Origin of the sequence: Arthrobacter sp. HS15c, assembly GCF_040812005.1 — a bacterium.
In the GTDB taxonomy this organism is placed as follows: Bacteria; Actinomycetota; Actinomycetes; order Actinomycetales; family Micrococcaceae; genus Arthrobacter.
The window spans coordinates 301,105-325,996 of record NZ_JBFOHM010000007.1; the positions used below are offsets into that span (position 1 = coordinate 301,105).

Annotated in this window: 17 protein-coding genes, 3 tRNA genes and 1 rRNA gene; 9 read left to right on the plus strand and 12 right to left on the minus strand. The window is 59.4% G+C overall.

Translation table 11 applies throughout. From position 1 onward, the window contains the following. Positions 1-4: 4 nt before the first annotated feature. The gene (locus ABV518_RS13925) at positions 5-625 is read right to left on the minus strand and encodes a flavin reductase family protein (RefSeq protein WP_367767686.1); all 621 of its coding nucleotides are present in this window, start codon (positions 623-625) and stop codon (positions 5-7) included. Positions 626-683: 58 nt separating this feature from the next. Here ABV518_RS13925 and ABV518_RS13930 point away from each other — a divergent pair, with 58 nt between their 5' ends. Continuing rightward, a complete protein-coding gene (locus ABV518_RS13930) occupies positions 684-1,238 on the plus strand; it encodes an HAD-IA family hydrolase (RefSeq protein ID WP_367767688.1) in 555 nt (184 codons plus the stop codon). Between the two features lie 562 nt (positions 1,239-1,800). On the opposite strand, the gene ABV518_RS13935 is transcribed toward ABV518_RS13930, so the two are convergent. Beyond that, positions 1,801-2,010 (minus strand): hypothetical protein, encoded by a 210-nt coding sequence (locus ABV518_RS13935; RefSeq protein WP_367767689.1) that lies wholly within the window; start codon positions 2,008-2,010, stop codon positions 1,801-1,803. 478 nt (positions 2,011-2,488) lie between these two features. Then, positions 2,489-2,632, minus strand: a complete 144-nt coding sequence (locus tag ABV518_RS13940; RefSeq protein WP_367767691.1) for a hypothetical protein — start codon at positions 2,630-2,632, stop codon at positions 2,489-2,491. A 34-nt stretch (positions 2,633-2,666) separates the two neighbouring features. On the opposite strand from ABV518_RS13940, the gene ABV518_RS13945 reads away from it, so the two are divergent. After that, the gene (locus ABV518_RS13945) at positions 2,667-3,089 is read left to right on the plus strand and encodes a hypothetical protein (protein WP_367767693.1); all 423 of its coding nucleotides are present in this window, start codon (positions 2,667-2,669) and stop codon (positions 3,087-3,089) included. A 187-nt stretch (positions 3,090-3,276) separates the two neighbouring features. Here the strand turns inward: ABV518_RS13945 and ABV518_RS13950 are convergent, their stop codons facing one another. The 3 genes from ABV518_RS13950 to ABV518_RS13960 all read right to left on the minus strand — a co-directional run bounded on the left by ABV518_RS13950 (position 3,277) and on the right by ABV518_RS13960 (position 7,548). Beyond that, entirely contained in the window at positions 3,277-3,855 is a 579-nt protein-coding gene (locus ABV518_RS13950; RefSeq protein WP_367767695.1) for a hypothetical protein, read from the minus strand. A 683-nt stretch (positions 3,856-4,538) separates the two neighbouring features. Continuing rightward, entirely contained in the window at positions 4,539-4,772 is a 234-nt protein-coding gene (locus ABV518_RS13955; RefSeq protein WP_367767697.1) for a helix-turn-helix domain-containing protein, read from the minus strand. A gap of 10 nt (positions 4,773-4,782) precedes the next feature. Continuing rightward, entirely contained in the window at positions 4,783-7,548 is a 2,766-nt protein-coding gene (locus ABV518_RS13960; protein WP_367767699.1) for an ATP-dependent RecD-like DNA helicase, read from the minus strand. A 175-nt stretch (positions 7,549-7,723) separates the two neighbouring features. Between ABV518_RS13960 and ABV518_RS13965 the strand changes: the two genes are divergently transcribed. The 5 genes from ABV518_RS13965 (at position 7,724) to ABV518_RS13985 (ending at position 14,624) form a co-directional block, all read left to right on the plus strand. Continuing rightward, positions 7,724-7,870 carry a hypothetical protein gene (locus ABV518_RS13965; RefSeq protein WP_367767701.1) on the plus strand — a complete coding sequence of 49 codons (147 nt, stop codon included), beginning with the start codon at positions 7,724-7,726 and terminating at the stop codon, positions 7,868-7,870. Positions 7,871-7,921: 51 nt separating this feature from the next. After that, positions 7,922-8,530, plus strand: a complete 609-nt coding sequence (locus ABV518_RS13970) for a helicase associated domain-containing protein (RefSeq protein ID WP_367767703.1) — start codon at positions 7,922-7,924, stop codon at positions 8,528-8,530. Positions 8,531-9,193: 663 nt separating this feature from the next. After that, entirely contained in the window at positions 9,194-11,473 is a 2,280-nt protein-coding gene (locus ABV518_RS13975) for a site-specific DNA-methyltransferase (RefSeq protein ID WP_367767705.1), read from the plus strand. Further along, the gene (locus ABV518_RS13980) at positions 11,470-14,046 is read left to right on the plus strand and encodes a DEAD/DEAH box helicase (RefSeq protein ID WP_367767707.1); all 2,577 of its coding nucleotides are present in this window, start codon (positions 11,470-11,472) and stop codon (positions 14,044-14,046) included. The genes ABV518_RS13975 and ABV518_RS13980 overlap by 4 nt, the downstream gene beginning before the upstream one ends. A 368-nt stretch (positions 14,047-14,414) precedes the next feature. Next, positions 14,415-14,624, plus strand: a complete 210-nt coding sequence (locus ABV518_RS13985; protein WP_367767708.1) for a hypothetical protein — start codon at positions 14,415-14,417, stop codon at positions 14,622-14,624. Between the two features lie 88 nt (positions 14,625-14,712). Here ABV518_RS13985 and ABV518_RS13990 read toward each other — a convergent pair. The 4 genes from ABV518_RS13990 to ABV518_RS14005 form a co-directional block, all read right to left on the minus strand. Continuing rightward, positions 14,713-14,787 (minus strand) — tRNA-Val (locus tag ABV518_RS13990). Positions 14,788-14,827: 40 nt separating this feature from the next. Next, positions 14,828-14,898: transfer RNA gene (locus tag ABV518_RS13995), tRNA-Cys, on the minus strand. Positions 14,899-14,945: 47 nt separating this feature from the next. Then, a tRNA-Gly gene (locus tag ABV518_RS14000) sits at positions 14,946-15,018 on the minus strand. 1,120 nt (positions 15,019-16,138) lie between these two features. After that, on the minus strand, positions 16,139-19,207 hold the full coding sequence (locus tag ABV518_RS14005; RefSeq protein ID WP_367767710.1) for a DUF3427 domain-containing protein: 3,069 nt from the start codon (positions 19,205-19,207) through the stop codon (positions 16,139-16,141). A 330-nt stretch (positions 19,208-19,537) separates the two neighbouring features. On the opposite strand from ABV518_RS14005, the gene ABV518_RS14010 reads away from it, so the two are divergent. Continuing rightward, positions 19,538-20,572: a DUF262 domain-containing protein gene (locus ABV518_RS14010; RefSeq protein WP_367767712.1), complete on the plus strand. Its 1,035-nt coding sequence runs from the start codon at positions 19,538-19,540 to the stop codon at positions 20,570-20,572. Positions 20,573-21,595: 1,023 nt separating this feature from the next. On the opposite strand, the gene ABV518_RS14015 is transcribed toward ABV518_RS14010, so the two are convergent. Continuing rightward, entirely contained in the window at positions 21,596-23,734 is a 2,139-nt protein-coding gene (locus tag ABV518_RS14015; RefSeq protein ID WP_367767715.1) for a DUF262 domain-containing protein, read from the minus strand. A 502-nt stretch (positions 23,735-24,236) separates the two neighbouring features. On the opposite strand from ABV518_RS14015, the gene ABV518_RS14020 reads away from it, so the two are divergent. Beyond that, on the plus strand, positions 24,237-24,533 hold the full coding sequence (locus tag ABV518_RS14020; RefSeq protein ID WP_367767717.1) for a hypothetical protein: 297 nt from the start codon (positions 24,237-24,239) through the stop codon (positions 24,531-24,533). Positions 24,534-24,771: 238 nt separating this feature from the next. Here the strand turns inward: ABV518_RS14020 and rrf are convergent. After that, positions 24,772-24,888 (minus strand): 5S ribosomal RNA (rrf, locus tag ABV518_RS14025). Between the last annotated feature and the right edge of the window lie 4 nt (positions 24,889-24,892).

The following is a 24,892-nucleotide window of genomic DNA, read 5'->3' on the forward strand; positions in this document are numbered from 1 at the left end:
GGTTTCAGGCCTTCGGGCGGAAAGGCCCCGGCCAGTCCTTGAGCCGGATCCGTTTGAGGTCTTGGACGGTGCCCAGCATGCCCCACTCGTCCAGGCCCAGCCGGGACAGCGGCTCCAGGAGGTCAATCCGAGGGTGGCTGCCGTCCAGAACGGCGTCACTCACGGCGGCGTGTGTCACTTCGCCGAAAACCAGGATGGAGTCCCCCATCGGCAGGACCGAGTGGAGGCGGCATTCGAGTACCGCCAGCGATTCCTTGACCCGCGGCGCAGCCACGGTGAGGCTCGGCTCCCGGGTGAGGCCGGCGGCGTCAAACTCACTGACATCGGGCGGAAAATTGGTGCCGGTGGCGTTGACCTCCTCCAGCAGCGCTGCCGGGGCGAGGTTCACCACGAATTCTTTGGACTCGGTGATGTTGCGGAGCGAATCCTTCTCCCCCACCGAGGTGAACTGCACGATGGGCGGATTCGTGGACGCCACGGTGAAGAACGAGTGCGGGGCCAGGTTGTCAACGCCCTCCGGCGAGACGCTGGATACCCAGGCGATGGGCCGGGGCACCACCACCGCGGTGAGCAGCCGGTAGAAATCACTGGCGGACGTGGTTGCCGGATCGAAATCAGTGCGCATACTGCCAGACTAACGGTCAGGGAAGTTTGGGGAAGGAGACAGCCTTTACCAGCCGGCGATGGAGGCCATCGGCATCGGGTCCCGCGAATTCGCCACGCTGGACACACTCCACCGCGAGAACCTGGACCAGGTGCTCCGCCATCACGGCTTCGATCCGGACCGGCTGGACGCAGGAAACCTGGAGGCGTTGAACACATCGTGGCACCGTCTGCCCCCATGGCCGGAGAGCGTGGAAGGCCTGGCCGCCGTCCGCCGTAGCTACACCGTGGGTCCCCTGTCCAATGGCAACACCTCGCTGTTACTGGACATGGCCAGAAACGCCGGCCTTCCGTGGGACGTGATCATCGGCTCGCACATGACGCGCACGTACAAGCCGCTGCCGGCGGCCTACCTTCGGACTGCGGAGTTCCTGGACCTCAGGCCAGGTGCTGTGATGCTCGTGGCCGCCCACAACAACGACCTGCGTGCTGCCCGGGAGGCCGGCCTGGCGACTGCGTTCATTGCCCGCCCCACCGAATACGGCCCTGGCCAGGTTGCGGATCTGACGCCGGAGAGCGACTGGGACCTCTCGGCGGCAAGCATTCCGGACCTGGCGCACCGGCTCGGAGCCTGAACCGGGGGACGGGGCAGGCCTGCTCCAGCTCTTGCGGCCACAGTCCCTCTTCGGGAGATTCAGCCCTTCCCTTAACCGCGGCCACGTTTTCTCCGCGATCGGCTTCCTGTTGTGGATTGCCGTCCTGTTCGCCGCGATGGTCCTGTGCGGCATCATCTGACGTGCTGCAAGCTGATTTTCTGGGCGACGGACCTGAAGCCTCTGCCCGCCGGGCCCGGGACCCGGCCAAAAGCGCTGGCCAGGCCAGCCGTGGGCAGCGGACGGAACGTGCAGCGCGGGCCCTCCCCGCCGAGGATCCCCCGCATCCAGGACCGGCCGCCGGCGCATGCACAGCCCGCGTCCGGGATCTGGCCAAAATGGAGCCCGTCGCACAGGCTCTAAGGCCCGCGAGCTGTCCCTCTGGCAAGAGCAGTTCGACGCCCTGGACTGCCGCGGCTGGAACGACGGCGGCGGGAGCACCTGCCGCCGTCGGCCTCCGTCAGCATAGGCGAACGGCCGCCGCTGCCCTGAGGCAGAGCTCCAACAGGCCGCTCGCGGTCAGCCCGCCACTATGGTGTGCGGGTTACCGCCCGTTCTCCCCAGCTTTGGCAAGCGTGAATATCCCGTAGCGCATGGCACCGGTGCGGGCGACGCGGCGGCTGACATCCTCATAGCCGGTGACCGTAAAGCCATCCGCGACCACCAGTTGGAGCGGATGAGCCTTAATCGGCTGTTCCTGGGCGTCGACGCCGTCACCGGGGAGGACGGCATCTGCGATGCCGACTACGCCCAAACCCGGCGCAAGGAACTCATGGCCCGCCGCGGCCGGGCTGTAAGGAAATGGAGCGAAGCTGAGTCATTGGTCCGTCCGTGTTCCTGCGCGAAAGCTGGGAAGAAACTGCGGAGGCTTTGAGACAGGAGGGTCAGGCTTGCTTCCATGTTCCTGTTCTTCCCGCGTTCAGCCGACGCACATCCCGTGCTGACTCAACGGCATACTCGCCCAGCAATTTCACTCGGTCTCCACCGCTGGTCGCAGCTAACAGCCGGTTCGTGGCGATGACCAGGTCCCGCAGCACAACAAGGGCGTGCCATCAATTCGAACCATGGGGGCAATAAATGAATACACATTCTCGGCGCAATCATCGGCGAAAGCCGGCCCAAAGTGAGGTTCCCGAGGCCGTCGGCACCTCGCCGGGTTCATGGATTTCCCGACGTCGAGTGGCTGGTGCTGCCCTAGCTGTCGCCGTAGTGCTCTCAGCGACGGCTTGCGGTCAATCGGCCGTCTCGTCCACTGCCGCGCTGACAAGCGAGTCCGCATCCGCGACTGCGACGCCGACACCCACTCGAACTGCGCCGGCTTCATCCGCCTGCGTCACCGAAAATGCGACCGAGACGTACGCGCCCAAGGTCGTCATTTGCACGAAGAACGATGCAGGAAAGCTGCTGTGGATGGAGCAGTCAGAATCAAAGAAGTTAACGGACGCGCGGGCCGCGGCCGAGAAGGCAGCTGCAGACAAGGCAGCGGAAGATGCGGCGGCAAAAGCGGCCCAGGAACAGGCTGCTGCGGAGGCGGCCCGCCAACAGGCTGCAGCCGATGAGGCGGCACGCCAGCAAGAGGCCGCCGCGGCCGCAGCAGCCGCAGCGGCGTCCGCAGCGGCGCCGAAAGTCCAGCCGCCCGTTCAGCCTGCCGCCCCCGCGGCTCCGTCCGGATGCGATCCAAACTACGCAGGGCCGTGTGTGCCGATTGCATCTGACGTCGATTGCGCCGGAGGAAGCGGCAACGGTCCCGCGTACGTACGCGGACCTGTCACCGTCGTCGGATCTGACATCTATGGCCTCGATCGGGATGGCGACGGCGTGGGATGCGAGTGATGACCTGCTAATCCATCGAGCAGGTCCGTCTCCAAGGGCCCGGGGTACCTGAGGAGACGGACCTGCCCGGACGCGCTTGACGCTACTTCTTGACTGTCATGCAGTAGACATGATAGTCCGCGCCGCCGCGTGGGTTGTCGTCCTGACCCTCACGGCTGCAAGCTCAACCACATGGATTTCGAGAAGCTCACCACCGGGTTTTAGCCGGGATCTTTTCATCTGGGTCTCGACAGGCTGAACGTGTGGCGGAAGCTAGAAATGGCAGATACCGTGCACCCCCGCGACCTACCAGCCGTCTCAGTGCTTCAACTGCGTCGAGATCGGCTGCCCCCATATCTGTGGAAAGCCACCGGACCAGCAGTCCGGCATCACTACTGGACCGCACCGCCGAGCCAACAGCAAGGTCCAGCTGGTCCCGCAGCAGCTGCACAGCCAGAACACGCGACCGTCTGAGCAGGGGAGCGGTGTACGACTCGAGCATCTCGGCCAGAAGACCCTCGCGAAGCAGCCGCAGCACCCCCGCATCCGAGCACGCGGCCAGCCCGGCGGCCAGCCGGTACGGGGTCGACGTCGCGGCATCGCCCAGGATCGAGGGGACCCGGAACATTTCAGTCCGGAGGGCCTGGGGTGTGCCCGCGTCGCCGTGCAGCTCGTACGCCAGTTCCTCGGCGCTCCAGCCCTGCGAGCGTGAGTCCAGCAGCGCCAGGATTTCCGCCCGACGTAGCGCAACACCAAGCCGCCGCGCACTCTGCCGGGACGCAGGCACGGAAGATGAGCAGCCAGGGAGGCGCCCCCGTCGTGCGTTCCCTACATGGCCGGCTACGTCGGCGCGTACGCGTTCCGCTGTTCCCTCCTGTCTGGCAAGCTCCAGAGCATCGGGATCCACCCGGTGGACTGTGCGGGCGGATGGCATGAACTCCCGGGACAGGGCCTCGAACGTCGCCAGAGATGACCACTTCGTGTGCCCGCAGTACGAGTCCCGCATTTGGGCCGACCCCCGGTCAAAGTTGGCGCTTACGCCTGGCTGCTCTGTTACAGTCGGGCCCCATGATGGAACTTCGTCCCGACTGTGCCGGCACAGTTGGCTTTCTCCACACAGCGCAGGTCCACGCATCCCGCGCCCGGAGATCTCAAACGATCTGGCAGATTCGTGGCGCCGCTGGCACTGGGCATCAGCCCGGACCGACACAGCCCCCGGCACCTGCACGAGGTGGCCGACGTCTTGAAGCTGCGCCGGGATCACCGGCTGCAGCAGGTGATGCCGGCGCAGCACGGCCGAGTACGCCAAACGCAGGGCCTGCCGTGTTTGCTGACGGAAGCCGGGTGCTGCTGACGGTGGAGCGGCTGGAGGTGCTGGGCGAGAAGCCCGTCGCGGTGTCAGAGAGGACGCTTGACGCCGCGTTCGATCATGCTGGCCACATTAAGCGCGCCCGGAATCAACAATCACGGCTACTTAGCGTCGAGCTCCACATCTTCCACAAGCTCCCCTGCAGCGATGCGCTGGCCGGTGTCCCGGTAGGCTTCAGCGATGTCTTCGAGGTCGTTGACCCCAATGCGCCACAGGCCCCTTCCGCCGACCTGGATGGCGCGCAGCTCTCCGTTCTTCAGTAGAGACCGGATTTGGTTGGGGCTCACATTCAACTCTTCAGCTGCCTCCGTGCTCGTCAGGAAGCGGTGTACCACCGCTTTACCTCTAGAGCACTCGACGGGCCTTCTGAAGTTTCGGACGCTTGGCGACAGGCAATACGCCCCGCCGTACGCGGAGCAGACTTTCGTCCTTGATGTTCTCGCGCACTTCAAGCCGGTCCAGAATCCGCTTCTGCGTCTCTGGTGTCCAAAACACTTCAAGTTGCTGACGCGCTCGGGTGATCGCGGTGTAGAAGATGCTGTGCGAGATGTTCTCCTCGTTTGCGTCAGTGATCACGACTTTCACCGAGTCGTACTCAAGGCCCTGGGCCTTGTGTATAGATACGGCATAAGCGATCTGGAAGGGCACGATTGTATTCGCCGTGTCATCATCGTCATCTGTGTTTCCTCGCTCGAAGACATCGAATTGCACAATTGAGTCCCCAACTAGGCGAAGCTCAGTCCATCGGACGTCATCACCAGACACCTCATGATGGATATCGACATCGAACGTGATGCGGCCTGGTACGCGATCAATCTTGACGATCCTGCCCTTCATATTGTTGAAGATGACTCCACTGAAGCGGTCGGACTCATTGAACAGAATCGGATCGTCAACCTTGTAGACGGCTTCACTCCAGACCACCGAGGCGTTTACGTTGCTTGCTTGTAGGAACCGATTTATGTTGTTGATCCCGTAGAGACCGTCATAGTTCAGGCATAGGACGATTTCGTCATCGCCATGGTGATGGAAGAGCGTCTCCCCAAGCACCTTTGAATACCCGTTCTTCGCAAGCGACTCTTCAATGCTGTCGTCGAGCTTCCGCACTCTGTCCCAGAGCGTGAGAAGGTTTTCGTCCGTAGTGCGGTACGGATGCTTCAGCTCAAACACTGATTCTTCCGGCAGATAAGAGCGAATAGTACTGAACCAGTTTCCGAACTCAATTGATTCGATCTGGTAGACGTCGCCAACGAGTACGAGGAGATCGAATGAAGTCCCCTCAAGGACCTTCAGGAGATCCGCGTTGCTCACGGTGCTGCACTCGTCGATGACGAGCACGCCGTAATGGAAGCCCCCGGACCAGCCGCCCTTCGCATGCTTCGTGATGGTGCTGAAGGACGAGTTCGAAGCATTGACCCGTCGTTTGAGGTTGTCTACCGCCGGGTTGGTGTGGGCAAGGAAGAGCTTGCGCTCGTCCGTGAAGTAGTTAGCGATGTAGTTGACCATCGTCGACTTGCCGGTACCAGCAGCGCCATAGACGAGAGCCACCTTCGAATGTTCGAACAGCGATCTCAGGGCGTCTGCTTTCAAAGGGTCATCTATCTTTTGCGGGTCAGAATCCGGCAGTTGCGCGTTCTCGTCAAGCCAAGCTTGCGCATCCGTCACGTGATCAAGGACACCTTCGGACGCGACGTCCTGCAGCTTGTTGATGATCGAGACCGTATCGTCCTCGTAACCTTTGATAAACACGTGTCCATTAGCGTGAACCAGCGTTCGCGGGGCATGGCGCACCGTCTTCGGCAACAGTTGGTTATGGCGCAGGATGAGAGTATCGACGTCGCCGAGGTCTTCTAGTTCCGTTGCCGGCGTGTAAATCTTGCCGTGTTGCTCCACATTGTTCCGCACACGTCGCGCCAAGAGCTCGTGCTTCCGATTCAAGGCGTCAATGCTCTCCGCAACGTCGGCGAAATGAGTATTATGCCGGGCCGGGGAGGTGCAGAACGGCATTGTGTCGAAGGGACTACTGGTGCTCGTCACGCGCAGGTTCGAAAGCCATCTGTTCTGCTCCGAATGGAACTGGTCTTTTATGACTTGATTATTCATTCTCAGCAAGAGATACCGCAGGAGACGAGAACCTGGCCGATCAGCTTGGATCAACTGCCGGGCGCTGTCCAAGGCGGGGAAGATTCGTAGCGGGCCCTGGGTATTTCTTGCTGTCCACGTCCTGATCCCGCTGTACGCATCATCCGGCATGTCCACCAAGTCGAGGAGATTGCCTCTGGTTGTCGTGAGGTACTGCATCAAGTTGCGGTACTCGGCATGGCTTGATTGAACACGGATCGGCTGGTTAAAAAACCGTGCAAAATTATCAAACTCGCAGGGACGGATCGAGACAGACCAATCGCGGATGATGAGGATCGGCATGGTCTGCCCGAGTACATTGATGTCGTCGGCCAATAAGTCAAGGCTCGCCGCATACTTGTCTGTCATATCGATGTCGGTGAACCCGATGGCCCGATCGAATTTGCTCGTCCGGTTGTGAGCCAAAGTAAAGGTGACTTCGTAGTGGATCCTGCCGCCGACAAAGAATGGCCGCGAGCTGTGGATGTAGTAGCGCTCTCGCCTATTGGACGACAGGGACGACTTCGTCGCTTCAATTCGTGCTGCGATCCCCTCATAGTACTCTCGCAGTGACGGGTCTTGATCGATGGGGAACTGCTCAAGGTTCTGGAGGATAGCGATTCCCAGCTGCTCTTGGGCGACTTTGCGAGTCTGCAGCAGATACCCGTAGTACTTGAGCATCAGACGTTCTGAAGGATCACCTTCCAGCGTGTAGTGCGAAGCACTGATTTGGAGCAGCGAGTGAAACCGAGTCAGAATGCTGAATCTCGCATTTGCCTTTGCCGCATCCCGCGCTGAGTCAAACTGAGTCTGGTAGTTGAACGGAACGGACGAATCGCGTAGATGTGTCCAGACAATCAATGCTTCGACAAGATCACGCAGGTACTGCATCACATTCTGGGAAAGGAAACCACGGTCTGTAGTGATCATCAAGATGTTGCGGTCGATCGCGTCACTTACTGATCGAACCTGTTGCTCTACCGTCGCCATTGCTTAGCCGCTCCCCCAGACGTGCCATTGACCTGTGTATCGGTCATTGTCATCGATCTTAGTCCGACCCTCAGGTTCCCTCCATTGAAGCGGCGCGGCTGCACCGTGCTTGGCGGACTTCGCCCCGGACCTGGCGGGTTCTCGTCGCCAACCCGGAGCCGTTTAGGCTGATCCAGTGGAACACATCGGAACGACCCAAAGAGCCGACGGCAGCATCAACTACATCACCGCCCACGGTGACAGCTACGACACCACCAAGGCCGCCATCGAAGCGGCCGTCCCGGAAGGCACGAAGCTGATCGCCATCCGAAAGGACAACTGACCTGCCATGCCCGGACACAGGCGAAAGGCACCGCACCCAGAATGGGTCCAGATGTACCGCCAAGGCATCCCCTCGCCGAAGATCGCCGCCGCAGCAGGCGTAGCCAAAAGCACCGTCCGCTACCACCTCCACATCGCAGCCCAGGCAGTGCCATCCATCCGGGATGAGCATCGGGCGGCGGCCGGCGCACCGGGCCAGCCTTCCAGCGCGGGGCTGCGGAACATGGAAAACATCATCGCCCTGTACAGATCGGAGGACAGACTGCCCACCTTCAAGGGCAAATCCCCCGGTGAACGGGCACTGGCAGTGTGGCTCCTGCGGCGGCGGCAGGACGCGGACCGGGGCGCCCTCTCCCCCATCTACAGGGAAGGCCTGAAGGCAATACCTGGCTGGAATCAACAACCGACCCGCAAGACCAGGGATGCAGCACGTTGGCACCAGCGCCTGACCGAGCTGATCAACTATATGGCCGCCGGAAACGACTGGCCCCGGCACAAAACGACCGACAGCGAACAAGAGCGGACCCTGGGCATCTGGCTACACACCCAACGCATGAAACACCGATCCCGCGAACTGGACCAGAACAAAGAAACGCGGCTGAATACAGATCTTCCCGGCTGGCGCGGTGGCAGGGTCCGCGGGCGCAAGCCCCGCACATAAATCCTGTTACCGCGTACCATCTGTTCTACCCGCCATCAGAAATGGGGAACCGCGTCCTTCCGGCACCACTTGCCGATTCTCAGGGCCGGCGCCCGGCCGATGTCATCCTGCCATGCAGACTTTCACCCGGTTAGCGATCCCTGCGAATGGCTAGGAGGTTCTGGCCATCTTCGAGAAGCACGCAGTTTCTCGCGCGCTTCTTCATATGTGTCGCTTTCTGCCTCAATGTGTCCATAGCTGCTGTCCGGGATAGTGATGGTAGCGGCGAGTCCCGCAAGATTCTAATTGTCCGTGGGCGCAGCTGGCTCGATGAGCTCGGGCCCGTTGTTCCGGACCTATTCAACCTCGTACTGACAACCTTGGAGTAAGGCGGCTCAGGCAGGGAGTGAGGCGGAGGCAAGTAGTAATTCATCAACTTCGGAGAGAATTGAACCGCCGCGGGGAGCCGGGGCTCACTTTTCGACCGTCACCGAGACCGACGGTGTGCCGTTCTCAGTGGTGCGCGACTCACGAGGCAGAGGCTGTTGGATTTGTCCTAGACGAGTGCACCGCTTAGTTACTGTGAAGGTAGAGCATTCCACCTTCACGCAAGCCTGGGTTGCACGCACACACGCGGTACTGGCGTGAACGAACATCAAGACAGCACGAGATTGAAGGTAGTAGATGGCACCGGATGACACCGCCTCCCCAAATGAAGCGTTGATGAGTGGCGATCGCAGGTCCACCAACGCGCTGGACACGGATATCGCTGCCATCGAAGATCCCTCACTTCGGAGACGGATCGCTGCCGCATTCGAGCGCTTGCGTAGTCAAGCTGAATATGGGCTGGTATTCGAGAAGCACACGCCCGAGTCGGTTGTCTTGCATGGGCAACAGATCCGCGAAGACCGGTACGCCACCCTGCGCGACAATCCAGGACCGAAGAACGCGTTCCGGGTTGTCGCGATTGATGGTGGCAAGGCGACCTTACGACCAGTCACGGAGCACTTCCGCGCCGTCGCTGGTCCGATCACTGAGGCCGTCGAGGCTTTAGTGCCGCTCGCCCGGTTCGGGGATCCGATCTTCCCGGGGCTTGAGCGAACGGGCGAGGTTCTCGGCGCGGTCGATGAAGACGGTAACCCGACCAAGCCGTTCCATACTGTGATCAACGGCGAGAACTTTCATGCGTTGGAGACGCTGCTTTATGCCTACGAGGGACAGGTGGACTGCATCTACATTGACCCGCCATATAACTCGGGAGCACAAGACTGGAAGTACAACAATGATTATGTTGACAGGGAAGATTTTTATCGGCACTCGCGGTGGCTTTCCTTCATGGAAAAGCGGCTGAAGTTAGCAAAGCGGCTACTCAACCCGAACAACTCGACTCTCATTGTCACCATAGATGAGAAGGAGTTCCTACGGCTCGGCCTCCTGCTGGAGCAGATCTTCAAGGGCTGTCCGATTTCGATGGTGACTAGCGTCATCAGCGCCAAAGGAGCAGCTCGCCAGCGCAGTTTTTCCCGGGTTGAAGAGCATATTTTCTACGTGTTGATCGGTGAGGCAGCCATTGCTCACGGCGCAAGCAACATGCTTCCGGGATACTCAGTGTCCGACGCGGAGGAGGCTTCTGCTGATCAGGAAGCCTCGGAACCTCAGCCAGAACCCCTCGATTGGCTCGGGTTGCGCAGGCGTGAACCGTCGAGCAAGCGCGGTGCGCGACCAAACCAGTTCTATGCCATCTTCGTGGATGAGGCTACCGGTCAACTGCGTAAAGTTGGTGAGGCACTCAGTGACGACGTGGATCGTCACACCGTCAAAGTCCCGAAGGGGACGGTACCGATCTGGCCGCTAGATTCCAAGGGCCGCGAAACGCTCTGGGGACTGACACCAGACATTCTGCGAGACAACTGGGAAAAGGGGTACGCGCGGGTCTACAACTGGAATGCCACGAAGAAGAAGGGGACGGTGCAGTACCTGACTACGGGAACCATCGACAAGATCCGGAATGGACACATCACCATCACCGGGAAGGCGCAGGACGGACACGCTCAGGGCTATGCCAACACGGAGGTCGAGACGACCGTTCGTCCAAAGCGGGTCTGGCACCAAAAATCCCACAACGCCGAGACCGGTGGGACAAACATGTTGGCAAAGATGATCCCCGGACGGCGCTTTGATTACAGCAAATCGCTTTACGCCGTTGAGGATACAATCCGTTTCGCAGTTGGAACCAAGAGGGACGCACTCGTTTTGGACTTCTTTTCTGGGTCCGGCACAACGGCGCACGCTGTCATGCGACTCAACAGACAGGACGGTGGTCGCCGTCGTTCCATCCTCGTGACGAACAACGAGGTGTCAATCAAGGAGCAAGTAGCGCTCACAGCGAGGGGTCTCCGCCAAGGCGACGCCGAATGGGAAGAGCTTGGAATCTGCGAATACATCACGAAACCACGCATCCAGGCGGCCATCACGGGCCGAACACCTGATGGCGATGAGATCCAGGGCAAGTACCAAATCCGCGGCGCGAATGTTCCCGATCCTTTTCCAATGAGCGATGGCTTCGAAGAGAACGCCCGGTTCTTCAACCTTGTGTATCTCGATCCAGAAACCGTCGAAGCGAAGCAATCGTTCGAACAAATCGCACACTTACTGTGGTTGATCGGAGGCGCGGAAGGACCGGTTATAGACAGGGAACCGCGAAGCGGCTGGGCTTTGCCTGACCTCGCGACCTACGGCGTTCTCTTCCGTAACAAGGGTAGGTCGGCTCTCGCCGAGGCGTTACAGGCCCGAATCCAGGCAGGCGACTCGCCACGGCACGTCTTTATCGTCGCTGACTCGACAGAAGAGTTTCATCGGAGCCTTGAGGCGATAGGGGCAGACCCGAAACGTACGACGCGGCTCTACCGGAGCTACCTCAAAAACTTCCGAACAAACGTGATCGATCTGAAGGACGAGATGTGAAGGTCCCGCTGAAGAACTTCCAAAAAAAGACCGTACGCCGACTGCTCAAGGCACTCGACGATGCATACCGAATATGGGTTGAGGATGACGATCACTCAGCTGTCCTGTTGGTAGCCCCCACCGGTTCGGGGAAGACGGTGATGGCAACTGAAGTGATTGAGGGACTACTGGATGGCAGCAACGAAGCTCAGGAACGACCAACGCTCCGTGTTTTGTGGCTAACAGACAGTCCTTCGTTGAATCGGCAATCCGCGGACAAGATGGACCGATACGGAGAGCATCTCTCCTATGGGAAGAACCTGGTGGTCGTTGACGAGACTTACGACGAAGAAGTGCTTGCGTCCGGCACCGTGACTTTCGCTCATATTCAACAATTGACGTCGTCGGCATCCTCGTGGCGTCCGAACGAGTCGAAGGGCAAGAGGAACGCACTCTGGTACGCCATCGCAAAGACTGTCCACGACCACGGCGACGAATTTCTTCTCGTGATCGACGAGGCGCACAAAGGCATTGGCAAGGAGAAAGTGAATGGCGACCGCGACACAATCATCAAGATTTGCCTTGAGGGCGGGAAGAATCTTTACAACGGTGCCGAGCACCCCGCAGCGCCCGTTGCGCTTGTAATGACGGCGACGCCTAAGAACTTCAAAGACGCGATGGTGGCCAGTAACCGTCGCACTCCTGAGGAGAAGGTTGAGGTTCCTGAAGTCCAGGACGAGGGTCTCCTTAAGCCCCGGGTGCGTGTCGAGTTTGCCGAGGAGAACCAGAAGGCTCATCACACGTTGCTGGAGTCCGCCACCGAGGATCTCTATCGATCCCAGAAGTGGTGGAAGGAGGCTGAGGACGACGGGTTCCAGCCCGTCCTGCCAGCGCTGGTCCTCCAAGTCGAGAACTCGATCTCGAAGGCTGAGTTGGGCGAGCGGATGAGGACCATTTCTGACAAGTGGGCCGAGCTGACCGGCGCAGGCCTTCCCGAGCACTCGTTTGCCCACGCCTTCGGGGATGACGGTAATTTCACCATTGGCGAGATGACGTTGAGAAAGGTCGCGGCCGAGCAGATTGAGGCGGACACTGCAGTCCGGGTTGTCTTCTTCAAGGAGGCGCTCACCACCGGGTGGGACTGTCCGCGAGCCGAGGTCATGGTTTCACTTCGTCCTGCGACGGACTCGACCACCATCGCGCAGTTGGTCGGACGGATGATCCGAACCCCGGGTGCGACCCATGCGCCGGACCCCCGGCTCGAGAGCGTGATGCTCTACCTGCCGTACTACAACAAGACAGAAGTTAAAAAAGTCGTCGATGAGATCGCCAAGGACACCGAAGGTGCTTCGGTCATCGAGCTGGCTAGTGAGACGACTGAGCAGAACCCGACGGTGTCGACCGAGGTCTTCAACAAGATCAACGGGCTACCGAAGTACACGAAGCCGAAGCAGGGTTACGCCGATGACGTGGAACGTGCCTCCGATCTTGCAGAACGCTTGGTAGACAGGAAGATCGTCACCGTCATGGAGGAGGAGGATTCTCCCGAGGACGTCCTCCGCGGCCTGCTCGTCGCCGAGATGCGGCGTGTCGACGGTGCGAACAGGCAAACGGTCGACAAACGCGTGAAGGATCTCCTGGAGATTGATACACATCGTAGCGACTTCCAATACGCCGGCGCCGGAACAGATGACGTTCAAGACGATGAAGTCATAAAGAAGACCGTCCATTTTCGGGACCTGGACAGCTACTTCGAAGATGCGAAACGTCGGTTGCCTGGCGGTACCGGCGCTTGGTACTACGAAGCATTGATCACTGACGGCGTGCCTGGCAAAAAGGCAAAGATGCGCGTCGCGGCCTTGGCGGAGATCGCTGACATCAAGAAGCTGCTTAACCAAGTCGCAACCGGCCAAATCGAGGAAACGCAAAAGGACTACGAGGATCGCGTCGAAACTCTCGGGCTGTCTGAGCAATTTAAGGCCATATGGTACCCGGCCACCAAGCCAGTCGACGGAAGGTTGGCGATAACCAACCCTGGACGGGTAGCTACCCAGAGGGCACGTAAGAAGGGCACCGAGGTTGAAATCACGAACTACTCGTTAGTCCAAAAGCACATCTGGGGATTCGAGAGAGACGGCACCTGGCTCTATCCGCAAAGCGGCAACAGCTGGGAGGACGCGGCGCTCCAGCTCGAATTGGACCCGTCGCGCAACGTAGTCGGTTGGTACCGGAACCCCGATTCCGGAAAATCAGCCTTGTCGGTGCCGTACTACAAAGGCAGCGGCATGAAGCGACAGTTGATGCTTATGCATCCAGACTTTATCTTCGTCCGCAACGTTGAGGGCGAGCTGGTCGTTGACATCATCGACCCTCATCTTGACCACGGAGACTCCCGTGACAAGTGGCAAGGACTCGCGCGATACGCGGCCGACCACTCGGACGTGATCCGGCGTGCGATTGCTGTGATCCGGATCGGTGAGACCGATTGGGGTCTTGACGTGGCAAAGCCGTCCGTACGTGAAGCCCTGGAAGGTAACGACGAATCTCTTGAAGAACTATTCCGTCGTCTGGGACATCGGAGGATCGCGGGCTAAGGGACGCCAGTAGCCTGGTGCCCGTAGGCGGTCGACCAACGGGCGCAAGAATTCGAACGTATCGCCCATGCCGAGGCCCATGCCGAGATGACCGCATACCCCGCTCGATTTATTGCGCCTAAGGTCCCGACCTGCACAGCCATGCCAAACGAACGGCAGTGTCTACTCCCCTGGAACGGGACACCATTTCCGGTGAGATCATAAGTTCGTCAGAACGAATCAAATGGCGGCGGAACTGATGGCGTTCAAAGCGGTCGTTGACGGCGGGACAATTGCCGGAGCGGACTAGTTCTCGGCCGCTCTAGGATCACCCAGGCCAGGTGATAGGGAGCTGGCACGAGTAATTCTTGGGCGCGGGTGACGTTGGGTTGGAGCTGCCGACATGTGCGGGCAAGACCATGGTTGCCGGGGTGATCTGTGAGTTTCAACGTCGCATAGCCGGCGATCTGGTGGCCTACCTGTGCTTGACCAAACAGCTCGCCGCACAGACTGCCGACCGGCTCAGCGGTTTCGGCATCCCGACCGTCCTGCCGACTCCGACAAAAGCCAATCAAGCCCGCCGCTATGTGGGCCGGTAGTCGCGGAGGGCAATCTGCCCAAGGCTGCTGACGAGGACGCGTGAGCTGCCCAGGTGGAGGTTCGTTGGCGACAAAGTCGCGGACGAGTTGGTGGGCGATACTGGGATCGAACCAGTGACCTCTTCCGTGTCAGGGAAGCGCGCTACCGCTGCGCCAATCGCCCATTGCCATCCGGGATTAACCGGAAACCATGGTTTTCGCCGAGGTGGGTACGGGATTCGAACCCGTGTATACGGCTTTGCAGGCCGCTGCCTCGCCTCTCGGCCAACCCACCGTGTAAGCGCCGGTTCATAAGAGCCGTTGCCGTGACAGTGTCCTGCGAGCGGACGACGAGATTCGAACTCGCGACATCCACCTTGGCAAGGTGGTGCTCTACCAGCTGAGCTACGTCCGCACTTTAGACTGCAATTCGCCCCAACAAAATCGGAACTTCGTCGTCTACCAACGAGTAAGAACTGTATAGGAGGATCAACGATCAGCCAAATGTGGTTTGTGACGGGTTTAGATTGCCCTCCCCGTCTGAAGTTCCTCGCATAGCTCTTTTGCCCCATTCCCTTACCCAAAATTGGGACAATCCCGCGGCCCGGCGGCACAGAATGAGGCGCAACTTGGCTGTCCGGGAAGTCGTCGGTATCGTCAGTTCCTCAGAGCTCTCTGTGTAAGAATCGTGAAGATCCTCGCCGTGAGCAACTGTTGGCGTGAATCCTGCGGGGACCGTCCCACTTCCTCGTGACCCTCATAGAATCGCCGACCAGCAAGCCGAGCAAATGCTGTTCTCTTCGTCAGCGGCCATCAGGTCATCGCATCGGTCGCATCGTTGCACGTCCTCCTGCTCGAACACTTCAGCACATGAAAAACAGCCGAAGGCGATCTTAGGGCGGTTGACAACTTGAACACCGGAAACGAACGCATTTGAGTCGCAACTGATGCAAGTCTGGACGGGATCTTCCCAAGCCTCCCGCATATCCTTGGCGCATCAGCCCGTTCCCCCTCCAACTAGATCCAGATCACTCGACTGACTTGCTCTTGCCCAAAATTGGCCTGCCGGAATCGTCTGGCACTATACAAATGCAGCTGGTCTGCCAGGAATCCTCAGGGAGAACGTACTCCGGGCCAGCTCGACGGCGTACAGGATGACCGTCACGAGATGCGGGAGCAGGAGGTCGAGCAGCCGGAATCATTTCCTCCCAGTTGCCGCTCTAGGCGATCCAGAGACCATTACGCACCCGACCGTAGGATTGGAGCTGCAGGGTGACGAAAAGGGCCGTACACGGCTGCCGAGGGCCTCACTGTTGCCAAACCAGACCCGGCCAGTGCCAGGAGCAGCCATTTAACAGCCACTCCACAGAGAAATATGATGGTTTTCGGGGGAATCTAAGAGACACCTCTTATAGACGAGTCGTCATCCAAGACAAAAAGCCCCCGGAATCTCGGGGATTCCGGGGCTTAGGCTGTAGCGGTGGGGAGGTTACATCTCCCGACCTCACGATTATGAGTCGTAAGGTCGGGGCAGATCAGTTAGTCACGGCCGCCGCTGCTGCGAACACATCAGCCGGCATGGCCCGGTGCAGCTTCCACGTGATTGCGATCGGCTTCTCGCCGGCATGCTGCACGTAATCCACCTGTCCCAGGCACGTGTACGGAACAGTCAGCCCGGTCTCGTCGTCCGCGGTGTCCCTCGTAAAAATCAGCACCCTCGAACCATGCGAAGCCCGGTCAAGATAGCGGCGGCCCGTCGGGCTCGTCGGTGAGGTCGCGTTCTGGGACTCCCAGTGGAACAGCTCCGGGCTGATGGCATAGTCCTTGTACATGGTTGTCGCCGAGTGCTTCTTGTCGTCCTTGTTCAGGGTGACGAAGAAAGCATCCGTGGACGTCGCCGGACACCAAGCAACCCCCTCACGGTGCTGGACGTTCTTGCCCTGCTCCAGCGAGCCGTATTGCAGCGCCGCCAGCACCTCCTCACGCCGGTACGTGGCGTGCGAAAGCAACGGAATGTGCTGCAGTCCCACACCGAGGCTCTTCGCTGCGTGTTTGGACGCGGCCACGCCCAGCTTTACGACCTGGCGAATCTCACGGCACACAAACAGGTAGCCGCGCAGGTGGTTCAGGCCGTCGTCGTACGTCGTGAACCCGCCGCCGTCATCCCACAGCGTATAGAAGAGCATGCGGGCAAACGCCTGCTCCCGCATGCCAAGCTCCGCGTAGCGCGGCGCATCGGGAGCAACCAGCATCGAATAGGCAGCCCCACGCTCCGGATCGTCCACGTGGGTCAGCGCGGCCATGCGGCCCAGCAGCTTCTTCTCCTCCGCGTCGGACAGCTCCTCAATCTTCCCGCGGAGCACGGTCTCCAGGGGCGAAAACCCCTCGATCAGCCCTGCCTGTCGGAGGTAACCGGTCCACGAATACCTGGTGGAACGGTAGATCGTCTTCACGTCGTTCCCCGACCTCTCCAGATAGGCCGCCAGCTCGGTCTCGGCGTACGAGGCAATGTCCCGGACCAGCTGTGCCCGGTTGAACCGCAGCTGTGCCTTGATGTTGTCCAGCACCACCTTCTGCGCCACCCGGTCCAGCACGATCTGCGAGCCGGACGGCAGGTACGGGAATTCGTCCTCGACAGCCTTCTCCAGCTCCTTGCGGCCGTAGCCGGTCAGCGCCCGGTAGCGCAAATCGAAGCGGAACTCCCGCCGCTGCTGGCCGATGAAGTCCATGACTGTCAGCACGGCTTTGCCCTCAGCACGGCGTAGCCCCCGCCCGAGCTGCTGGAGGAATATGGTGGCGCTCTGCGTCGGCCGGAGCAACAGGATGGTGTCTACCTGCGGAAGGTCCAGTCCTTCATTGAAGAGGTCGACTGCGAAGATGCAGTTGATCTCCCGCCGTTGGAGCCGTTCCAGCGCCGCTGCCCGGTCGCCGTCGTTGGTGCTGCCGTCGACGGCGACGGAGACGATTCCGGCGCCGTTGAACACCTCGGCCATGTACCGGGCGTGCTGGACCGAGACGCAGAAGCCGATGGCCCGCATCTGGTCCGTGCTGGTGACCTTGTCACGGAGCTCGCGGATCACCTTGGCGGCGCGGGCATCGTTGCCGGTGTAGAGGTTGCTGAGCTGCGCGGCGTCGTAGTTGCCGCGCTTCCACTCCAGCTGACTCAGGTCGACATCGTCCGAGACGCCGAAGTAGTGGAACGGCACCAGCAGGTCAGCGTCCAGGGCGTCCCACAGCCTCAGCTCACTGGCGGTGCGCCCGTCGAAGAACTGCTTGGCTACGTCGACCCCGTCGCCGCGTTCCGGCGTAGCCGTAAGTCCGAGAAGTTGCTGCGGCTTCAGATGGTCCATCAGGCGTCGGTAAGTGGGCGCCATGGCGTGGTGGAATTCATCGATGACGACGACGTCGAAGAAGTCCGGTTCCAGCTGTTCGATGCCTAGCGAAGACAGCGACTGGACGGAGGCGAAGATATGCTTCCACTCTTGCGGCTTGTGGTCCCCCACATAGAGTTCGCCGAAGGCACCGTCCTGCAGGACGTCACGGTAGGTCCGCATAGCCTGTTTGAGGATCTCCTGCCGATGGGCGACGAAGAGCAGCTTGAGATCGCGGCCGGCCGCCTCGCAGAGGCGTTTGTAGTCCAGGGCGGCGATGACAGTCTTGCCTGTGCCGGTGGCTGCCACTAAGAGGTTGTGGTTGAAGCCCTTGAGGCGCTCCGCCTCCAGTTCTTCGAGCATCCCCTCCTGGTGGAGGAAGGGCTGTACGTCGAGGCCCGTGGTGGCATCTGGCGCCGCGGTACGGCGGCCACCGTTGCGTTCCAGGGCGGCATCCAACTTTTCGCCGTCGCGTTCTGGATCGTAGGCCTGGAATGCCCGCTGCTCCCAGTAGCTGTCGAAAGTGACTACGAACTTCTGCAGCAGCGTGGGCGTTCCGACTGAACTGAGTCTCACGTTCCATTCGAGGCCGTCCAGGAGGGCGGCCTGGCTGAGGTTGGAGCTGCCGACATAGGCTGTGTCGAAACCGGAGTCTCGACGAAACAGCCAGGCCTTGGCGTGCAGACGGGTGGCCTGGGTTTCGTAGTTGATCTTGACTTCGGCGCCGTACCGCGTGGCGAGCTCGTCGATAGCCCGGCGTTCAGTGGCGCCCATATACGTGGTGGTGATGACCCGGAGTTTGGCGCCGCGTTCCCTGAGCTGTTCCAGCGCCGGCTGGAGAAGGCGGAGGCCCGTCCAGCGGACGAAGGCGCAGAGCAGATCGACGGTGTTGGCGGACTCAATCTCTGCCCGGAGCTCCGCAGCCAGGTTCGGCTCGTCCTTGCTATTAGTGAGCAACGCCGAGTCACTGAGCTTGGTACTGGGGCGGCGGAGTTGTCGGCGTTTGAGTGCATCCGGGCGGTGCAGGGACTGGAGCTGGGTGGGGCCATCTGCGATGAGGTCCGGGGTGTTTAGTTGCTGAAGAAGGCGGTTGGCCAGGGCTACTCTATTCGCCGGGTTGGCTGCGGCAAGAGCTTGGCGAACGGAGTCAGCAATGTGGCGAGTGAGGACGTCGGGTATGTCCTCATCATCTATCTCTACAAAGACCGGCTGGAGCTCCGACTCTTGCTCCAATAGATGTCCGAGCCCCTCAGTGCTGAGTAGCTCGTACAAGCCTTCGGGCAAACGTTCTACAGATTTTCCCCCACCAAGTTTCTTCACCTCGCCAGGCTATGCGCAGCGAGTGACAGACACGAGCACCTGGCCCGTATCGGTCCTGGGATTTGCTCCGAGCGGACCACTGATCAATCTCAGGGGGGCTAGTCGCGGCGAGGAACCTTGAGTCCTTGCCTCGCGATGACAGCCCACCATGCGAAACACAACCCAATTGTCGCATCGAACCTACGTGTCACGGACAGCTGGCAAAACCAAAATTGGCGCTCCACATCTACGTATACTAGTCGCATGGACAATCCCCTTGGCGTAAGCAAAACAACGTATAGTGTTGTCGACTTTTTGGAATGGCAACGCCAAGGAAGCCTTGACCTACAGCCTTTCTATCAGCGTAGAGCGGTTTGGAACCCACGCGTTAAAAGCCTCCTGATTGATTCCCTGCTGCGCGGTTTTCCGTTGCCCCTATTATTTCTCCACAATCGGCTGGATATTTCTACATCCAAGACCATTCGCCAAGTTGTTGATGGTCAGCAACGACTGCGGACAATCCTGGCATATATTGACATAGACAGCCTGACAGACGTCGATGACTGGGATCGATTTACTGTCATGCGAACCCATAACCGCGAATTCTCCGGTCTTGGTTTCCAGCAGTTACCCTCGGATGTTCAGGGAAGGATCTTGCAAACACCCCTCTCCGTTAATGTACTGCCATCTGACATCGACGACGTAACTGTTCTGACAATATTCCAGCGAATGAACTCGACTGGACTAAAGCTGAATGATCAAGAAATACGTAACGCAACGTACTTTGGTGAGTTCAAGGACAGCTCTTATTATTTGGCATACAGTCAGAACCAGCGGTGGCAGTCTTGGGGAATATTTAGTCGACAAGATGTGGCTCAAATGAAGGAAGTAGAACTAACGGCGGACCTGATGGGCTTTCTAATTCGCGGAGTAATCGCTCGGAGTAAGGCCTCAATCAGCGGACTCTACAAGGCATTTGATGAGACATTCCTCGAGCGCGAGCATGTTGAAAAAGAATTCCTGGAGCTTTTTGACTTCCTGGAAGAGGTATACGGTGAGGGTGAGTCGAAATCTGGCTTGCGAAGGTTTCGGTCGACGGCATGGTTTTACTCTGTGTTCGCCGTAGCTTCAGAACAATTTGGTCAGATTACACCCGCAGATATGGTCGCCCGTCTCGAGCGTGCCGAAGTCGAGCTCAGATCAAGCTCGCTCGACGACGAGTTATTGAAGACGCTCAGAGGGGCAACTGCCGACCGAACGAGTCGGCAGGCACGCATTAAGTTCCTTGCGTCTGTTTAGATTCAAGGATCGGGAACCTGAACATAGTGGCTGCAAGCGACGAGCTTTTAAAGACCCTTAGGGAAGATATAGAGGCCCTAAAACTCACGATCCAGGACGCACAGAAACGAGGCGTGGCCCCGGAAACGCTGAGCAATGTGGTCGAACTCGCTACGCTCAGAGTATTCTCTGTGCTGGAAAGCTTTCTTCAGGAATTGTTTTACCTATGCATGATGAACGATGCAAGCGTCGCGGGTTCTGGATCCAGAGTGCCTGTGACGACGCGGGATCAAGTGGATCTTCTGCTACTTACGGCCGGCGCACGGAGGGAGAAATTTCTATCCTGGCTGCCCATTGAACGAACGCTAGACCTCGCGGAAACTTTCCTCGAGAGCCCACACCCGTTCGATCGGCTACGGTACCGGCACACTGAAAGGCGGGCTCTCGTTGAGCTAACAACAGTTCGTAACGCCATCGCTCATCCGAGTGACCATGCAAGGGACGAATTGGTGACCCTAGCCCGCGGTAAGGGATATCCCACTCGACGCGCAGCCGACTACCTTCTCAGCACTAGGGCGGGCAATCAGGAGGCCCTAATTCTGATGACTAGAGTAGAACTAGTTGCCGCCGGCTTAGCCGCTGACACGGACGTGGCTGCAGGCCTCGCACTAGACCCCGAGTCACCATTCTTGGCTCAGGCGAAAGCTCCGCCCGGCACTTTCGAGTGTGTTCGATGCAAGAATCGAGTCAGTCAAGCAACAGCCGCCAAATTGGGAGCTTGCCCAGACTGTGAGCCCCTTAGTGCCTGCACCGAGTGTGGCAAACTGCCCGCAGCGAGGAGTACATGGAACAGGGTTAGCGAGTAGGCCAAGGAAAACATGGCGGCTATTCCCCTTCCTTTGGTGACCTCTGCCTTCCAAACTTAACCCTGGGCTCGACACGTGTTTCGAGACATGTCTACCTGAAAAATGCGGGCACACCTGCGGTGCGTCCTGGCTGCCTCGCGGGATGTATCGCAAGAAATTGGTATAACTACGCCAGCGGCTACAGAGTCTGTTGGTTTCCCATCGAAGCTTGATAGGCCGCGCGAAGGTGACTCAGTCGTCTACCGTCAGGCAGGGCCCAGAATTCCCAGCCGTTTGTTGCGCCCTTGCGCAGATGGTGTGCCGCGCCTGAAGGTGTTCCGAAGACTTGCCCATCGTCGAGGCGAAGTTCCCCTGTGGCCATAACTTCACAGTACCGTTGGCCCCACTCGCCGTGACGTGCCTGCAAGCGGGCCCCAGCAGCAAGATGTCCACTGGCTACCAGCTCCCTGATGGAGGTATCTAATGTTGCGCTCGACGTCCCGCTACTGATAATGCCAGCGTGACCAGCCGGAACCGGCCAAGTCGCAATGAGGGCATTCAGAAGCTCTGACGTACGAGTATTAATTTCTTGTTCTGACCATCCACCCTCAGAATTCTGTCGAATTCGCCGGTTGATGAGAAGCACATCATGTTGCTCGAGCTTAGACCGCTTGCCCTTCTCACCAAGCCAAGCGGCGTTCGAAACGCTGGAATTCAGGGAGCTTGTAATGAGGGTGAGGTTGCCGAGTCGATGCACGTGCGCGTTCCTGTCCAATTCGGCTTCTAGGTCTGCAACCGGCCAATTGGTCGACCAAGCCTGCGGCATTAGGTGTTCTATTGGAAAGGTTTGACGAAGCACCCGCATTCCGGTTTTGGATCCGTTAGAACCGGCAAAACCGCGGTAGTGATCCTCGACGGCTTCTAGGAACATGCGTAGACGCCCTCGCTTGAATCGGCGATAGGCCGGGTCGGTGGACAGCACACGGCGTAATTCTTCGTCGCCGGGCCAGTAGGTGCTAACTGCGTTCAAGCGAGCCAGGTAAGACTCGACGCGAGAAACGAGTTGGTCGTCCGGAACGTTCAGGTGAGTCTTGATCAGGTCAGCTACGACTCGACCCGAGTCGCCGAGAGACAGACGCAACAGGGCGCGACGCATGAGCCAGCTTTCCACTCGTGCGACAACGCCATCGATGGTGCCCGGAGAGTAACTCGCTTCAGCCGAGTGAAGCCACAAGATGGCAGGCTTCAGCGCCTCAATTTCGGCCGCTTGGGAACGGTATACACTCAGCTCCACCCTGTCGAGGCTGGCTTGGGGGTCAGCTGCCTTTTCGGTCCAGGCCTGATACCGACGGGCTTGTTCTTGAACAGCAGCCAGCAGCTCTGCCATCGGATGAGGGGTTTCGTGTTCGACGTAATGTTTGAAGCGACTAAACGTATTCTTTGGTCCGACTTCCTCGCCCACTTGAGACACCAGCCATTGATTTAGAAACAAGGATCCTCGAGAGACAGGGTAACGGCCTGCGCTTACTTCCTTTTCCCAAAATTTGCTATCAAATGGCCACAACTCTCGGTAGGCGCGTTTGGTATCAACGCCTTCGATCTCGAGGCGTTGAAAAATGAAGTTCTTAATCAAGTCGGCGGCAGTTAGCGGCGTCCCACGAGCGTTCAGGGTTTCAAAGATCTCCTGAGAATTCTCTTCAGCTTTCAATGCTATGACGACTATTTGGATTGATTGAGCGAGGACACTAGCCAACACGTTCGCTCGTACACCCACCATCTCATCACCCGCATCGGCAACCCACGCCGTTACCTCCTCGCAAAAGTACCGGTGGGCGCTCGCCAGCAGCGAGCTACCGTGGCTCAGCGCCTGATATACAGTCGGCGGGTCGGCCAACATGACTTCGTCATAGGCTGCCCGGTCGCGGTTCGAATGCCGCAATTTGAGCAACGCATCGTCCCCCTGTACGTACGACCGTGGGTTGTGCGTGAGGGCTTCCAGCCTGGCGGTCAGCTGCTCAAATCCTAGGGACTCGAAAACGGAAGCGGTTGCGTCAAACATGAGCTGGAGTGTCGTGAGCCTTTGCTGACCATCTATGACCGACCACGCCTGAAGTGACCCGACTTGGCCGGGCATGGCTTGCAAAACAACAGCTCCCAAGAAATGCGTAGCCGTGCTGTCGGGTCGCTGGAGACCTAGCTCTGCAAGCCGGCGGATGTCCTGCCAAAGGGGAACCCACTGATTGTCCCTGTCCCACACATATGGACGCTGAAACAAGGGCACTACGAGATGCTGCGGCAGCGAAAATACTTCAAGCGGAGTTCGAACATTAGTTTCCATTACAAATTCCCCCTGCAGGTGCACAAGAACTGAGACTGGAATACTTTCCAATTTGAAGCTCCAGGCACCATTTTTCGATGCCCACGGTGTCGTGAACGACCGATCCCAAGTTTAGTACTGCCGACGCTTCACTCCTGTGGTGCCTTGCCGCTGCAAGTGAGGGCTAACCAGAACTCGAACTCGCCGAAGTTCGCCTGCTGCGCCAGCGCACTCACGGAGAACGGAAGCGCGGTCCGGCGCAGCCCCTCGCGGCACCATGATCAGGTCAGGACGATCGCGCCGCCAGTCAGGAAGCCCATTGAGCAGCTCAAACTCGTCGTCGCGGTCGGAGGCCGCCGCGGCGGCCTCCAGCCAGTCCGGGTTGATTCTGCGTCATAGACGATTGTTGGCCACCCCGTGGGCGGGACGGCCTTCGCCACCCATGCCGAAAACGGTGGGAGATCGATCGTTCCCACCCGTTCCTGGATTTAGGCGCTGGCACACCACCAAGGAGCGGCACCCGGTGCATCTGGACTTCTTCGAGCGCGGCGCCGCCCAAGAGTGCTGGGGCGAATTCCGTCCACGGGAATCCGAGTTCAACGGCCATGTACTGGGCTTCAAGGGGCTGGAACTGTCCCTGGTGGTGCTCTGTTTCAACACTTTCAAGGACATAGACCGGGCAGCCGAGCAGCTCTATGTCGGGCTGTTCCGTGCCCTGAGCCTGCTGGTGGTGGTTGGCGATTCCACGCTGCTCGACGAGGCGGGCGGCCGAGAGCCGCTAAAGCTTGCCTTGGGACGAGCCCAGGCGCGCAAGCCCTGAGTCGACAGTCAACCGAACTCCTTGAAGGTTCATCCGTCGGCGACATAAACAGCACCTACCACTAGACTCTCGCGACGTGTTCGAAGGCGTTGCCATACGCCGTGACCCGACCGGACGCTGTAGTCCATTGCCCACTACACCCTAGCGCGGCCACAACGGGGGGCTGCAGTGCCGTCCGGCCCCTTAAATGGGTCAGGCCCCGACGTTTCGTTGTCGGGGCCTGGACCTTTAATAGTTGTTCCGGCGGTGACCTACTCTCCCACACCCTCCCGGGTGCAGTACCATCGGCGCTGTGGGTCTTAGCTTCCGGGTTCGGAATGGGACCGGGCGTTTCCCCCACGCTATGACCGCCGTAACCC